10 protein-coding genes are annotated in these 14,259 nt (G+C 56.7%); 5 read left to right on the top strand and 5 right to left on the bottom strand.

The window, feature by feature from the left end; genetic code table 11:
• Positions 1 to 288: 288 nt before the first annotated feature.
• The 3 genes from JMF94_RS00250 to JMF94_RS00240 all read left to right on the top strand — a co-directional run bounded on the left by JMF94_RS00250 (position 289) and on the right by JMF94_RS00240 (position 2,034).
• Positions 289 to 693, top strand: a complete 405-nt coding sequence (locus tag JMF94_RS00250; protein ID WP_240823229.1) for a thioesterase family protein — start codon at positions 289 to 291, stop codon at positions 691 to 693.
• A 100-nt stretch (positions 694 to 793) separates the two neighbouring features.
• Entirely contained in the window at positions 794 to 1,336 is a 543-nt protein-coding gene (locus tag JMF94_RS00245) for an NADPH-dependent FMN reductase (RefSeq protein WP_240823228.1), read from the top strand.
• An 83-nt stretch (positions 1,337 to 1,419) separates the two neighbouring features.
• A complete protein-coding gene (locus tag JMF94_RS00240) occupies positions 1,420 to 2,034 on the top strand; it encodes a YkgJ family cysteine cluster protein (protein WP_240823227.1) in 615 nt (204 codons plus the stop codon).
• Positions 2,035 to 2,142: 108 nt separating this feature from the next.
• Here JMF94_RS00240 and JMF94_RS00235 read toward each other — a convergent pair whose 3' ends face one another.
• Together JMF94_RS00235 and JMF94_RS00230 are read right to left on the bottom strand one after the other, a co-directional pair.
• Positions 2,143 to 4,287: a hypothetical protein gene (locus JMF94_RS00235; RefSeq protein WP_240823226.1), complete on the bottom strand. Its 2,145-nt coding sequence runs from the start codon at positions 4,285 to 4,287 to the stop codon at positions 2,143 to 2,145.
• A gap of 136 nt (positions 4,288 to 4,423) precedes the next feature.
• On the bottom strand, positions 4,424 to 7,975 hold the full coding sequence (locus JMF94_RS00230; protein WP_240823225.1) for an FAD-binding and (Fe-S)-binding domain-containing protein: 3,552 nt from the start codon (positions 7,973 to 7,975) through the stop codon (positions 4,424 to 4,426).
• A gap of 452 nt (positions 7,976 to 8,427) precedes the next feature.
• Between JMF94_RS00230 and JMF94_RS00225 the strand changes: the two genes are divergently transcribed.
• Positions 8,428 to 9,318, top strand: coding sequence for a hypothetical protein (locus JMF94_RS00225; RefSeq protein ID WP_240823224.1), 891 nt, complete (start codon positions 8,428 to 8,430; stop codon positions 9,316 to 9,318).
• A 410-nt stretch (positions 9,319 to 9,728) separates the two neighbouring features.
• On the opposite strand, the gene JMF94_RS00220 is transcribed toward JMF94_RS00225, so the two are convergent.
• The gene (locus tag JMF94_RS00220) at positions 9,729 to 10,250 is read right to left on the bottom strand and encodes a hypothetical protein (protein ID WP_240823223.1); all 522 of its coding nucleotides are present in this window, start codon (positions 10,248 to 10,250) and stop codon (positions 9,729 to 9,731) included.
• Positions 10,251 to 10,522: 272 nt separating this feature from the next.
• Here JMF94_RS00220 and JMF94_RS00215 point away from each other — a divergent pair, with 272 nt between their 5' ends.
• A complete protein-coding gene (locus tag JMF94_RS00215) occupies positions 10,523 to 11,203 on the top strand; it encodes a hypothetical protein (RefSeq protein WP_240823222.1) in 681 nt (226 codons plus the stop codon).
• Between the two features lie 485 nt (positions 11,204 to 11,688).
• Here the strand turns inward: JMF94_RS00215 and cydB are convergent, their stop codons facing one another.
• Entirely contained in the window at positions 11,689 to 12,714 is a 1,026-nt protein-coding gene (gene cydB / locus JMF94_RS00210; protein ID WP_240823221.1) for a cytochrome d ubiquinol oxidase subunit II, read from the bottom strand.
• A gap of 2 nt (positions 12,715 to 12,716) precedes the next feature.
• Complete coding sequence (locus JMF94_RS00205) at positions 12,717 to 14,033, bottom strand: cytochrome ubiquinol oxidase subunit I (RefSeq protein WP_240823220.1); 1,317 nt, start codon at positions 14,031 to 14,033, stop codon at positions 12,717 to 12,719.
• Between the last annotated feature and the right edge of the window lie 226 nt (positions 14,034 to 14,259).

Genomic DNA, 14,259 nt, shown 5'->3' with positions numbered 1-14,259 from the left:
TGGACGCCGGCAGGTGTTGCAGTGGGGCTTGTGGCCGGGCGTTGCCGCTGCAATGTACCCTCGGTAAAAAAAGATCACGTGCAAGGTTTTGGTAATGATGCCAGAGTTATGCTTGGGGGTCGAGATTTTTTTAAGCGGCAGCATCATGCTCAATGGGCATATTCAGGGCGCGGGGCAATCGTGTTGAAAGAGGGCAGCAAGTCATCTATCATCCAATAAGAATAAAATACGCATGGTAGTTGCCGTGAGCGCAACCCATGCGCAATGTTAAAAGCCAGCGAGGCAGGCATGAGCAATACTATTACGCCCGGCATGAACGGTACGGCAGAAACCACGGTTACCGAGGCCATGCTGGCAAGTACTGTGGGCAGCGGCAAAGTAAGTGTTTTTTCCACCGCCATGATGGTGGCCTGGATGGAAGGCACAGCCGTGGATGTGGTGCAGCCGCACCTCGAAGAAGGGCAAACGACCGTAGGAACCGGCATCAACGTCAGCCATGTGGCAGCGACGCCGCAGGGTATGAAGGTGCGTTTTACTGCGGAAGTAACCGCAGTTTCCTCCAACGGCAAAGGCCTGGGTTTCAAGGTTGCTGCCTATGACGAGACAGGGCTGATCGGCGAGGGTACGCACGAGCGCGTGGTTGTGAACAAAGATAAATTTGAGAGCAGAACCAGGGACAAGGCAAAAGCCTGATGAAGAATCTTCCGTGCGGAATTTCGGCGGCAAGGCATATGGGCTTTTGCGTAAAAACACAGTAAACTACTCGTGTCTATGCAACCCTTAAGGAGTAGTTATGGGCAACCTTACCTTTGTTGGCATATCGGGCAGTCTGCGCAAGGCTTCGCGCAATACCGGGCTTCTGCGGTGCTGCGCAGCGCATCTTCCTCAGAACGTACGCCTTGAAATTGCAGATATTTCCGCTTTGCCGTTCTACAACGCGGATATTGAAAAACCCGCAGTGGCGCAACGCCTCATTGATCAGGTGAGCGTAGCGGACGGGCTGGTTCTGGCCTGCCCCGAATACAATTATTCTCTTGCTCCCGCGCTGAAAAATGCGCTGGACTGGCTCTCGCGCGAAACCGACCTCGCCCCCCTTACAGGCAAAACCGCCTGCATCGTGGGTGCTGGCGGCGGCATGGGCACATCGCGGGCGCAGTACCATCTGCGTCAGGTATGCGTGTACCTGAACCTGCACGTACTGAACAAGCCAGAGCTTTTTTCCAACGCTTTCACTCCTGCCTTTGCCGATAACGGCGATGTGCAGGATGAAGCCCTTGCGAGTCAGGCAACGGCCCTCATGCAGGCCATGACCGATTGGACGTTGCGGCTGAAGTAGCCCCCCTATCTGCCAGCCCCGTGGACAGACCGCTGCTTCGGCAGTGGTTTTCTGCGGGGCTGCACGTTGTCAAGGAGTGGGAAATGGCTGCCAGTCCGGGAAAAGACGCTCAGCGCTTCAGGTACAACAACCGCAGGTTTGAGCGCATGCCGGGCATGAGTCTGCTGCTGGACGCGTATGCCCTGGTGGATTGCGACGTAGCGGAATCCATCGCGCTCCAGAAGGAGCCGCCAGCCTGCGGGCCGGGGTGCTGCCAATGCTGTATCCAGCCCATCCCTGCAACCCCACTGGAAATTCTGGCCTTGCGCCTTTTTGCGGAGCTGGAGCTTCTCCCCTCCAGGCGGAACGCTCTCAAAGCAGCCTTTGTGCTGTTCCACGGGGCGCGGACAACTCTTGGGGGTGCCTGCCCTTTCCTGTTGGAGAGGAGCTGCGGCGCTTATCCTGTGCGTCCGATTGCGTGTAGGCGCTATGTAGTTTTCGGCCAGCCATGTAAAGCGGGCGAGGATGCCACTCAGACCCGCCCTGTTGATGTGCTGCATCCTCGTCAGGCTGCCATGCAGGCAGCCTTGCGGCTCACATTGCCCTGGTACAGGGAGCGCTACTGCCTGCCGGAACAGATTACAGCGGAGGAAACACTGGCTTTCTTTCGCGGCGTCACCACGGTCTTGCAGGCCGTGCCTTGGGCAAACTACGCCTGATCAAGCTGACCGCCAAACCACGCCAGCCTACCCCGGCCAACAGCTCAGGCCAGTTAGACCAGCCTTGATCGGCTCCTGAGCCTGCGAGCGTTTGCACCGTCCGGCTGGTCAGGGTTTTGACAAGTCAAGCCGGAGCATGGGGCCATTGTTCAGGCTCACAAAAAGGCCCAGCGGCACATTGACAGCCGGACTCACGGGCACTGCCAGATATTCGCCGACTTTCCAGCCTTCAGCCATGAAGTGGATTTGTTCACCTGCCAGCGCGTCCAGTATTTGCTGATAAGCGGAGCCTCCGGCGGCGCTGTCTGCAAGCATCTGCCGCTCCAGGAGATGTGATGCAGCAAGTCGTTGCAGGAATACGGGCATAAGCCTGCGCCAATCCGTTTTGTTGAGCCGCAAAACCGCAATGCGTTCAATCTTTGAAATATCCTGTCCGTGAAGCACCAGCCACAGATCGCTGAACGTGGTGGTAGCCGCTGTGAGGTGCGCATTTGACGGCGCGCCATTGGCGCGCACCAGCCATGCTGCGTCAATTCCCGCATCATGCAGGCCTTGCGGCAAGCCCAGCGTTACTGGCTTTTGCGCGGCCATGTCCGCAGGTGCCTCCAGCGCCGCCACGGCTGCGGCGGCCACGGGCGGTGCGCTGTATACGCCGCCGAGGCCCAACATCCAGGCTGCCCAGAGGTTGGGCCATGTTTCAGGCTGCGCGGGCAAGGCCTCATCCATTTGCACAGGAAAGACTGTCGCCGGAATACTGCGCTGCACCACAGGCAGGGGCAAATTCTTATCTATGGCTCGCTTGCGTGCGCCGGGTCGGTAGATTTCGCCAAGCAGGCCGAAGCGCGGCGGCGCATCTTTTGGCTGGGCGGCATTGCCCACGGCCTGCAACGTGTCGTAGCGTCCCTGCAATTGCAGCCCAAGGTGGAGCATGCTGCCGTTGGCGGCATTGGTCATGGTGTTGCGCCAGTTGGAGCTGCTGGCAAGCAGAGCCAGCAGGGGAATAAGCAGCGCAGCCATGAGCGCCCGATGGGGCAGCCGCGCCAAGGCGCGTTCCACAGAAGGGGACGCGTTCAGCAAACCCCACAGGGCAAAGCCGCCGGCATAGGCTGAAAAAATGGTCAGACCTGCGGGCAGCTTGCCAGTGGAGCTGATGGTCACATCACTGAAGGCATGCACCACGGTGAGCAGCGCTGAAAACCCCAGATACGCGGCTATAGCCAAAACGGCCATAAGCAGGCCGAAACGCGCAGTCCCCTTGCCCAAGGCGGGGCATTGCCCGCGCATGCCGCGCAGCACAAGCACCAGCAGCAGAACAGCCCACGGCCATAGCCCGTCAAAAAACCAAAAGGCCACCTGCCGCCATTCGTCAACAGCTGCGGCAAGCTGGCGTAGCTGTACGTCTGTGCCGATATGGCGGGCAGCCCTGCGTACCTGATTGCCCGGAGCAAGAAAGGAAAACAGCAAAGCCCCGAAAACCCATAACCACAGAACGCTTAAATGGCGCAGCCGGGTGCGGGCGTTTTGCGTGGCATCTGGTTCCGTTTCCCGTCTTGCAAAACGATCCGCAAGGGCAAGCAGAACTGCAACCGTACATGCCGCCAAAGACGCCAGCGCCGAATGCTCAAACACACCAACCGTCAGTAGGCCCACAATGATGGCCTGACGCCGCGCCTTGCGGGCCTCGGCTGCCGGGGCGGCCCACAGGCGGCAGAGCATCCACAGAAAGACAAGAGTCATGGCCTGCAAAAGGCCCATGGTGAGGGCATCTGTCAGCAGGTAGAAGTTGGGCAGGCTCTGGTGACCGGCAAACACCACAAGCACGCCCAGCAATCCACAAAAAGCAGCAGGGCCACGCCGTATGTGTACCACCCGCGCGAGGCCGAACAGGCCAAGGCCGAACAGCGACGCCACGCCCGCGCACACAAGCCCGTAAAGGGGGCGGATTTCCCCTGCCTTGCCCAGAAAAACCGCCAGGAAGTGGTAGGTGTAGCGCCCGCTCCAGGTCAGCCATTCGCGGGCAACTTCATACAGCCCGCCGGGCAGATCAAAGGGGAACATGGCCCTGGTGACTTCATCAAAGTCATCCCCGCGCGGAAACAGAAAGCCAAAGGCATAGGCAAAGGGAAGCAGCAAAGCCACAACCGCCACCCACCAGCCCCAACCGGGGGCAGGCAACGTAAAAGTATCCGCCTTAAATTCGGGGGCCGGGGATTTACCGCTGTGCGCGGGGCAGGAATCGGCAGGGTGCGCCATATGCTGACAGACCTTGTGTTTGCGCGGGAGGCCCCGGAACCGGAACCCCCCGCGCTGTATTTTGGGAATAATGCTGGCCTTGCCAGAGAAACAGGAGGTCGAGCCTGCATGCGCAGGCCGCCTGATAATAAGGCTGTTATTTTACGTCAATAACGCGCACTTCGCCGCGCATTTCGTTGACCTTTTTGCGGAAGGTCTGGCGGCGGTCCTCACCATCCACCTGACCTGCCAGCCATTCAACCACGTGCATGACAGGGCGTTTGTCGCGCATGTTGATGAGGCAGCGGCCAATACCAATCTTGCACGAGGGGCAGCCCACAATCACGGGGCCGTCGTTGCCCTGCTCAAATGCCTCGCCAAGGCGGATCTGCTTGCGTGAACGCAGCAGGTTGTAGATGTCGGGCGAGGTCATGGCGCCCATGCCCGATTCGCCGCAGCAGCCGGGGTTGAGCGTGATTTTGGCGCCGCTGAAGTCGCCCAGCGCCTTGATGATCTGCTTTTGTCCCTTGATCTTGTGTACATCGGCCCATTCGCAGTGGCACGCTCCGTGGTACAGAACCTTTGAGCCTTCCGGCAGGGGAGCCTTGAGCTTGTCCTTGTCCAGCAGGGGCAGGGTAAGCTGCCCCACATCGCGCAGGGTCAACTGCGGGAACTGCGTTTCCATGTGCAGGCGTTCAAGACCGTCACGGCACGAGCCGCAGGCTGTGACCATATGCTTGCAGTCAAAGCCCAGCTTGGCAAGATTGCGCAGCATGGAGGCCAGATATTGCCGATTTTGGGCCATGTTGTCTTCAAAGGCCGTATCCATGCCCGCTGCCAGCAAGGGGAAGCCGCAGCACATGTGCCGGGGCGGCACGGCTACGGCAAAGCCGGCCTTGAGCAGAAGCATGACGGACGAAACGCCGATGCGGTCATAGAACAGCGCGCCGCCGCAACCGGGGAAGTACAAGACGCAGGGCATGCCCGGCGTTGGCTCGGCAGGCGCAAAAATGGAACCCCTGTGCAGCTTGAGGGCCTCATACAGATTTGTGTAGCCCATCTTGGGGCCGCGACCAGAAAAGAGCGGGCTTTTAAGGCGGCGTTTCCACATGTCTGGCACGAAACCGAGAAACTTGTTCTGCATTTTTTGTCCAAGGGAGGCCATTTTGGCCGCCTTGGGCACACGGTGCTGGATGTCGCGCGAGAGCCACTCAAGGGCGTGTCCCTTGAGGGGGTGGCCGCCAGCGCCTTCGTGTTCCAGCAGGGCGCGCAGGGTAAGGGCCACCTCGCCCGAGGGAATCTTGACCGGACAGTTGGCCATGCAGCGCCCACAGGCGGTGCAGTGTTCCACAATATCGCGCAGGGCCTTGTGCAGGCTTTCCTCGATGCGGCCCTTGTTGACCTGACTGTAATACACGGCCTCCAGCAGCATGCCCAGCACCATGTTCTTGTTGCGGGGGTGGTACTGCATGGAGCGCTCGGGATAGCACATGGAGCAGACCTGCTTGCACTTGCCGCAGCGTGTGCAAACCTGAATGGAGGTGAGCAGGCTGATGAGTTTTTCCTTGTCGGGCAGGCCGCTTTCGCGAATATCACGGATCAGGCGGTTGAACGAGAAGGTAAAGGGGCGCACCGGCAGTTCGCGGAAAACGAGCTTGGCCGGGTTCATCACATCGCGGGGATCCACGCGCTCCTTGAAAGCGCGCAGGGCGTCCATCTTGTCTTTGCCGAAAAAGGCGATCTTGGTGATGCCGATGCCGTGCTCGCCCGAAACCTCGCCGCCCATTTCCTGGCATTCAGCCATGATGCGGGCTGCGGTTTCTTCCGCTTCTTCAAGCATGTGGGCATCGTTGGAGTTCACAGGGATGTTCACATGGCAGTTGCCGTCACCCGCGTGCATGTGGCTGGCAACCACAATGCGGCTGGCATCCATGTATTCCCTGATCTTGTCGATCTTTTTGGCAAGATGGGGGTATTTTTCCTTGAGCTTGGCAAGAAAGTCTTCTGCGCGGGCGGCCAGTTCCATATCCGAAATTTCGGTGGCGGCAACATCGCCCGAGGCAGCTTTGGAGGCCTGCGAAAACTCGCGGTTAAAGTCCTTGTCTTCCATGGGGAAGCCCGGCAGACGCCCCACTTCCTGCAAGGCGTAACGGTAGGAGGCCGCCGTGCATTCCAGATTGATCTGCTCGAGGAACAGCGCGAAGTCGGGGATGCGGTCCATGGGGATGACCACGTCCTCGTTCATTTTAAAGCCAGAGGTGCGTTTGGCGATGGCCGAGAGCCTGTGGCGATCTTCCCAGAAGCGTTCGCCTTCCTTGTCATCAGCGGCAACGATGATGTCCACGTTGTCCTGCTGTTCCACAACGCTCACGATGTCGCCCACGCACTTGTCGAGCAGGTAGGGGTCGTCGCCATCCACCTGAAGGATAATGACCGAAATGGGCGAGCCTTCGTATTTCTCGGACTTGCGCTTGTATTCGATGGCCTGCACGTACTTGGCGTTGAATTCCTCCATGGCCGACAGGTGGGCGTAGTCGCCTTCCTGCCGGATGCGGTTGCGCAGGGCCACCAGCTCGCGCACGACGATGGCGGCGGGGTGCATGGAGCGGCCAAAGAATTCAAGCACCATGACGCGGCTGTGCTTGGGCTTGGGGTGAACGATAAAGCAGGCTTCGGTAATGATACCGTCCACGCCTTCTTTCTGCATGCCCGGCAGGCCGCCCAAAACCTTGTTGGTCACGTCCTTGCCAAGGCCCGGCAGGCGGATTTCATCGCCGCGCAGGTGTACCACGTTGCGTACGCCGCCGCTCACGTCCTTGACCACAAAGACGGCGGTTTCGTCAGGCAGAATCTTGTGGCGGGGGTGGTTTTCACGCTCAACGGTAATGATTTCACCCGTGGGCGTGACCATGCGCCACCACAGCAGGTTATCCAGCGTAGTGCCGTATTCAAAGGCGCTGGGTCCGCCTGCATTTTCAGAGATGTTGCCGCCGATGGTCGAGGCCTGCTTGGAAGCAGGGTCAACGGAAAACAGCGCGCCCTCGGTGTCCACCGCGTTGATGACGGCCTGGGTGATGGCCCCGGCCTGACAGGTGACTGTCATGGCTTCAAGGTCAACGGGCCCGATGCGCGTCAGCCGGGTGAGGCTGACAATAACCGTTCGCTTGCGCGCGGGGACTGCACCGCCGGTCATGCCGGAGCCGCCGCCGCGCGGAATGAGCGCAAACTTCATGTCGTTGGCAAGTTTCACAAGCTCGGCCACCTGCTCGGTATTGTCCGGCTCAACCACCAACAAGGGCAGTTCCATACGCAAGTCGGTGGCGTCTGTTGCCGATTCCACCATGGCTGCGGGATTGGTCAGAATGCATTCATCGGGCAAAACGCCGTGCAGGGCGTCCACCAGTTTGGCGCGGAAGGCGGTTTCGGCCTCATGGGCCGACCAGAACATGGTGAGGCCTTCGCTGATGGCCGTGGCGTAATAGTGCGCCAGGGAGACCGATTCTTTGTCATAGCTTTCACGCACGCTGGTGCGCACGGTTTCCGCATTGATAAAGGGGTTGTAGGCCACCAGAAAAAGTTCTTCGGCTATGGCGATGGCCAGGTTGCGCACAGATTCGGGCCATTCTGCAAAGTCATCAATGTTGATGCGCAGAATTCTGTTCACCACATAGTCGGGAGAAATGGAGATATGCGGACCCTTGTGGGGCATGACGTTCTACCTCGTAAAGCTCGATGAAGCTCTTGCGGCGTTGCCGCCGGTCAAATCCGTGAAGACAGGCGGGGCATGCTCAATCCACCCCCTGTTTTCCCGCGCATCTGCGAGCAGCCCAATAGCCGACCATGCCGAACCGATGCCCGTAGTGATGCGGGGTCGGGCGGCATGGCAGTTTGGAAAAAACTCGCGCTCTCGGCAGGCCGCAGGCCGCCGACACTGTTCAAACCCATCGGACAAGCCGAAGGTCTGCAACGCGGGGGAAGCCTTTTCTCTACGTTCTATATTGATGGATGGCAAGTGCGCAGGGCATTGGCCCAAGCCCGGCATACACCATCCCGCCTGTCATAACAGGATTAGTAGTCTTTGACATTTGGCAAGCTGTAGATATTCTTCTGCCAGACGGAGCTTTTTGGGGCCTCCGGGTATTCATCTATGGAGCTATTTGCATGCTTATCTTAAGTTTACAGCCAATTACGGATGTTTTTGACTGGCTTCACTCAGCCTGGGAGCGCGCCGCTACCCAGCGCCGCGTGGCCCTGTGCATCCTCTGGGTATATCTGGTCTCCCTGCTTGGGGTGGAACTCAAGCGCATGGGCATCCTGCCCCCATGGCTGGCCGCGATTACGCCGCACAGCCATTTTTACGCCATCCATCTGGCCTTTACCCTGATTCTGGGGCTTGAGGTCATGAGCCTGATTCTGGCGATCCCAAGTTCCCTTTCGCAATCCATGGGCAAGCAGTTTGAGATACTTACCCTCATTTTGCTGCGTAACGCCTTTAAAGAGCTGGCGCATTTGCCGGAGCCAGTCAGCGTGGTTGACGACCTGCTGCCGGTTATCAGCATCGCGGTTTCCGGCGCTGGTGCTCTTGCCGTGTATCTGTGCCTTGGTCTGTACAAGCGCATAGCACGGCAGCATCTGCATTTTATCGCCACGGCCGATCTGCGCATGCGCTACGTCATGAGCAAAAAAATGCTGGCTTTGGCGTTGTTTATCATTTTTTTGTTCATAGGCTCCCGCGACTTCATGCATTTTGTGAAAACAGGCGAAGACCTCAAGTTCTTTGAAACCCTCTACACGGTGCTGATTTTTGCAGATATCGCCATGGTGCTCATTGCACAGCGGTATATGCCCGCCTTTCACGCGGTGTTCCGCAATTCGGGTTTTGTCATAGGCACATTGCTCATGCGGCTGGCCCTTTCCGCAAGCCCCTTGTGGAGCCCCGCCATCGGTCTTTTCGCCGCGCTCTTTGTGCTGGCCGTGACCTGGGGCACCAACTACTTCACGCCGTTGCGGCATCAAGGCTACTGTGTGCGCGAGGTGGAATCCACCGATTAGAGCCTGTTTACAGGGAAAGCCTGCACGGCGAATCAGCTTCGTAGCGTAGCCCTTTTTTATGGCGCAGAGGTTTTCCCGCAGACGTGCCAGCAGGACATTGTCGGCAATCATTGTTGGCAACGTCCGTACGTTGGTTGGTCAAATTAACGCCAACGCTGCACCATGTAGGTAAATAGGACCCCCCGGTCGTCGAAAGATGATCGGGGGGGCGTGATCGGCTCTACACCAAAGGCGGGGCATAGCGTCTCCGGCCTGAACAACCATTCCTATATTTCCCGTCTTTCAGCCCAACAAAGTATGTAAAGATCAGGATAACGATGATAGGCCAGTGAGCCCGCACCAAGCCAAAAAAAATTTGGTTTAGTTTCCTCGCTTGTTGGGAATACCATGTAAAACTCTAACCCCTTAAACTATAAAACATGAGGCCCAAAAATCCCGGTGACGCTCAAAAGGAGCCAGAGAAAAAAGAATGCGGGGATCAGCGCTGCAAGCAAAAAAAACACGCAAATGGGTACTTTGAACAATAGGGAGGCGCGGCCCTGCAACCTGAAAATGAACACATGCACCAGCAGCAAGCAGACAAACGAGACCGCAGCCCCCTGAACAGAAATAATTGCCGTACTGGCCGTCCAGGCAGTTATTTTCTCAAAACCCGTGAAAGTAGTGATCCACTGGGTACCTTCCGGCCATATTTTGCCTGCACCGCTCAGAAAGAAAACGGTGACATAAAGCCAAATGTTTTTTTGCAGTTTAAACAATGGCAAAAAAAGCATGACTCCAACGGCTCCAATTAACTGAAAAAAATAACCATCGTCCTTGCAAAGCGAAAGCCATCCCAGATAGGTAAAGAGCAACGTGATGAAAACAGGCCAGTATTCTTTCCAGCCAGCCCGCATACCTGTTTTTATTTCCGCGCATGTTGGGAACGTCATGTAAACCCTCAATTGCTGTTCATGTGCTTTGCTCGGTCGGACTCAAACTTTGGCAGAAAAAAATAAGTTTTCATGATTTGCAAAAAAATTCAGCTTTTCTGCCCTGCCATAGCCTCTGCACGAAATCATAACAGTCTGAAAATTTTATTTTTTTACATTTTCAAATACACTTATTTACCAAACTAAAAAGGACAAATAACTACTGAAACATTTCAATCTTACAAAAACGCCCGCCTCTGCTATATCTCCTCCAAACCCTTTAAGGAGGAAACATGGCAGGGAACAATTTCAACGCCAGGAGCATGGGCCACGACGTTTCAGACCAGCCGCGTTTGGGCAACGGCCAATTCACTTTTAAAGGTTCGCCAACAGCAGCTACCATCCCCTTACACAGGCAACAGGCAGCGCTTGAGGCCCCCATGCCTGTTTCGCAAAACGCTCCGCTGGAGGAGCGCATGTATCCGGCCAGAGTTGCTGACGTAGTAAAAAAGCACGCTCAGGGCGACCACTCAACCTTGCAACCGTATTCGCCAGAACCTAATGCGGCTGTTCTCTACTACCGCATGGGGGTGAGTGAGCTTGCCATTCCCAATGGCACAGAGCGGTATGGACAAAGAATTCCATCAACAGATTTACATTATGACCACATGCACTTTGTGGGCAGCGAAGGCAGTAACTTTGGCCTGTCCTTAGGTGGTGTTTTCTCTGAATCACTGCCAGACCTAAACAACTATCAAGTAGAAGCCCCAAAGTACCGCAAGGAATATATTGACCGGGCAAAAACAGATATTGATAACGCGTGGAAGGAACGGAAAATATTGGAGCGATTCAGCCAGGAATATAACCCCTTTATCTACAAGATAACGACCTACAACTGCCAGCACTACTTTGCTGAAGTTCTCCAGCAGGCGCAAAAATACGAAACAAGGGAAAAACCGCTTGTGTTGCCCTAAAAGGCAAAGATCACTGCCAGTGGAAACAGGCTAAATCCCTTGGATAATGGTACGTTACGGGCTTGGGTGCGGCAATAAGAATATTTGTTTCTACATAATCAGCAAACCATAGCAAAGTCCCCGGTCATCTCATGATGCTGGGGGCTTTATGCCTGCCCTTGCGCACGCACCTTAACCAATGCCAACCCTTATTCCCTTTTTGGGGGAGGTTGAACGAGAACTGTGTCCAATCATCATGCTGATTTTTATATGTTGTGCTGTGCGGCGGTTGGCCTCATTTGGGCTCCACTTCGCTTGGAAAATCAATGCAGGGCAAAGCCGAAACCAGCACTCTGATTGAAGAGTACACGCGTTTCTACAGCATTGAACGATCCCGGAAAAGGTTCGGCCAGCTTTCCCCGGTAGAATACCGGGGAAAGCTGGCCGCTTAATCATCGCCACTGGGGCGTTTTAACTGTCTATTGGAAGGGGAGAACAGCCTGGGTTTAGTAGGCGTGTTCGTCCTTGAGATCCTCGTGCGTCACAGGGGAGGAGAAGGTCTTGTACAGCCAGAACTGGTACGCAAGCACGATAGGCACCATGACCAGGGCCACGCCCAGCATGATCTTGAGCGTCAGCTGGCTGGAAGCGCCGTTAAAGGCCGTGACCGTAGCTGCAGGATCAATGGAAGATATGATCATGCCGGGGAACATGCCCGCCACGCCAAAGAAGGTAACGCCAAGAATGAACACGGCGCTGCACGCCCAGGCCAGCCACAGCTTGCCCGCACCCAGCATGACGCGCGCGCCCACAAGGCCCGCCAGCGCCAGCAAGGGCAGAACAAACAGAACAGGCATGGCCAGAAAGTTTGCATACAGCTTGGTGTACATGGCGGTGAGAACCAGAAAGACCACCAGCAGCAACAGCATGACAGGCCACAGGAAGGTGGCCGATGCCACAGCGCGGGTTTGCAGGCTGCCTGTGCTCTTGATGGCCAGCCACAGGGAGCCGTGCAACAGGAACATGCACAAAAAGAACACGCCGCCCGCAAGGCCGTAAATGTTCAGCAGACCAAGCAGGTTGCCGTGGTAAACGCCCTTGACGTCAATGGGAATGCCCATGAACAGGTTGGCGAAAGCCACGCCAAGCAGCACGCAGGGGATCAGGTTGGCAAGAAAGTGCACACCGTCCCACAGGGCGCGCCAGCTGTCGTGTTCCACCTTGTTGCGGAACTCGAAGGAAACAGCCCTGAAAATAAGGGCGAAGAGCAGCAGAAGCAGCGGGGCGTACAACGCGCTGAACATGACCGCATAGGCCTTGGGAAAAGCCGCAAAGGTCACGCCGCCAGCGGAAATAAGCCACACTTCGTTGCCGTCCCAGAAGGGCCCGGCAGCGTTGTACATGATGCGGCGCTCAGATTCGTTTTTGCCCAAAAAGGGCAGCAACGCGCCAAGGCCCAGATCAAAACCGTCCAGAATAAAGTACACGGCCCACAACAATGCCCACAGCACAAACCAGATGGTTTCCAACATGGCTATACCTCCTGGGCGTCAGGGCCCTTGATGGCGTATTTACGCAGCAAGTAAATGTCCAGAAGGCCAAGCAGGGAATACACCACTATGAACGCACCCAGCGAAATGGCGACATTCTCGGCTGGAACTGGCGAAACCGCGTCGGAAGTGCGCATGAGACCATAAACGATCCAGGGCTGGCGGCCAATTTCGGCCACTGCCCAACCCAGCATGATGGCAACGTAGGGCAGGGGGATGTTCCATACCAGCGCCTTGAGCAGCAGGGGGCAGGGTTCGTCCTTCTTGCGTTGCAAAAAAGCGCCCACGGCCAGCAGCACAAACAGGCCAGCCATGGCGATCATGCCACGGAAGCTCAGGAAGGTAGGCATGACCGGGGGGCGGTCTTCCTTGGCAAAGTCTTTGAGCCCCTTCACTTCGGCGTTGGCGTCGCCGTAGGCAATCCAGCTCAGCAGGCCGGGAATGCCAATGGCCTGAACCTTGTTGCCTTCATTGGCTTCGTCAGGCCATGCCAGCAGGTAGAAGGGCACGTTGCGCCCGGTTTCCCAGTGGGATTCCAGCGCGGCCAGCTTGGCAGGCTGCACCTGGGCCACCGTCTTGCCCTGTTGATCGCCAGAAAGGCCCAGCAGCAAAACAAGAATCAGGGTGAAAGGCGCGGCCATCTTGAAGGAGGCCCTGAAAAAGTCCACCTGGCTCTTGCGCAGCAAATGCCAGGCCGAAACGCCCAGCACAAAAAAGCCGCCCAGCGCCCACGATGCCAGCACCGTATGCGCGTACATGCCCCAGGCGTAGCCATTGGTCACTACCTGCCAGAAGTTGGCAAGCTCAGCGCGCCCGATGGTCTCATTGATGGTGTAGCCCACCGGGTGCTGCATAAAACCGTTGGCAAGAATGATCCACAGGGCGGAAAGGTTGCCCGCAAATGCCACAATGTAAATTGAGGCAAGATGCATTTTTTTGCCAACGCGGTTCCAGCCGAAGTGCCACACTGCAAGGAACGTGGATTCCAGAAAAAAGGCCACCGTGGCTTCAATAGCCAGCAGGGAGCCGAAAATATCGCCCACGTATTCCGAGTAGCGGGACCAGTTGGTGCCGAACTGGAACTCAAGCGTGATGCCCGTCACCACGCCCAGGGTAAAGTTGATGAGAAAAAGTTTTCCCCAAAATTTGGCTTGTTTTTTCCAGAATTCGTCTCCGGTGCGCACATAGCGGGTTTCCATCCAGGCGAGAATGACGGAAAGACCGAGCGTAAGCGGTACGAATATGAAATGGAAAAAAACGGCCACAGCGAATTGCAAACGCGAAAGCATTACAACGTCCATGTAGGCCCTCCTTGAATATCCTTCAGGCGAGATAGCTTTTTTCCCATCAAATGGCAAGTAGTTACGAATATCATTTTGCCCGTATGAGTATGAATCCTGCGGGCTTGATGTTTTATCCCCCTTTTATATGAAATATGGGATTGGAATGCCCGTGCGTGCCTGTCGGCCTGTTTTACAGGATGCCGGACGCGCGGCTTTCCCTGCGTTGCCACCAGCCGCGCCGAAA

Source organism: Desulfovibrio sp. UIB00 (genome assembly GCF_022508225.1).
Classification (GTDB): domain Bacteria; phylum Desulfobacterota; class Desulfovibrionia; order Desulfovibrionales; family Desulfovibrionaceae; genus Desulfovibrio.
This window is presented reverse-complemented; position numbering and strand designations above follow the sequence as displayed.

Excerpts from the sequence above, each read along its gene's own strand:
- JMF94_RS00250 (WP_240823229.1), top strand. The coding sequence starts at position 289 with ATGAGCAATACTATTACGCCCGGCATGAACGGTACGGCAGAAACCACG.
- JMF94_RS00245 (WP_240823228.1), top strand. The coding sequence starts at position 794 with ATGGGCAACCTTACCTTTGTTGGCATATCGGGCAGTCTGCGCAAGGCT.
- JMF94_RS00240 (WP_240823227.1), top strand. The coding sequence starts at position 1,420 with ATGGCTGCCAGTCCGGGAAAAGACGCTCAGCGCTTCAGGTACAACAAC.
- JMF94_RS00235 (WP_240823226.1), bottom strand. The coding sequence starts at position 4,287 with ATGGCGCACCCTGCCGATTCCTGCCCCGCGCACAGCGGTAAATCCCCG.
- JMF94_RS00230 (WP_240823225.1), bottom strand. The coding sequence starts at position 7,975 with ATGCCCCACAAGGGTCCGCATATCTCCATTTCTCCCGACTATGTGGTG.
- JMF94_RS00225 (WP_240823224.1), top strand. The coding sequence starts at position 8,428 with ATGCTTATCTTAAGTTTACAGCCAATTACGGATGTTTTTGACTGGCTT.
- JMF94_RS00220 (WP_240823223.1), bottom strand. The coding sequence starts at position 10,250 with ATGACGTTCCCAACATGCGCGGAAATAAAAACAGGTATGCGGGCTGGC.
- JMF94_RS00215 (WP_240823222.1), top strand. The coding sequence starts at position 10,523 with ATGGCAGGGAACAATTTCAACGCCAGGAGCATGGGCCACGACGTTTCA.
- cydB (WP_240823221.1), bottom strand. The coding sequence starts at position 12,714 with ATGTTGGAAACCATCTGGTTTGTGCTGTGGGCATTGTTGTGGGCCGTG.
- JMF94_RS00205 (WP_240823220.1), bottom strand. The coding sequence starts at position 14,033 with ATGGACGTTGTAATGCTTTCGCGTTTGCAATTCGCTGTGGCCGTTTTT.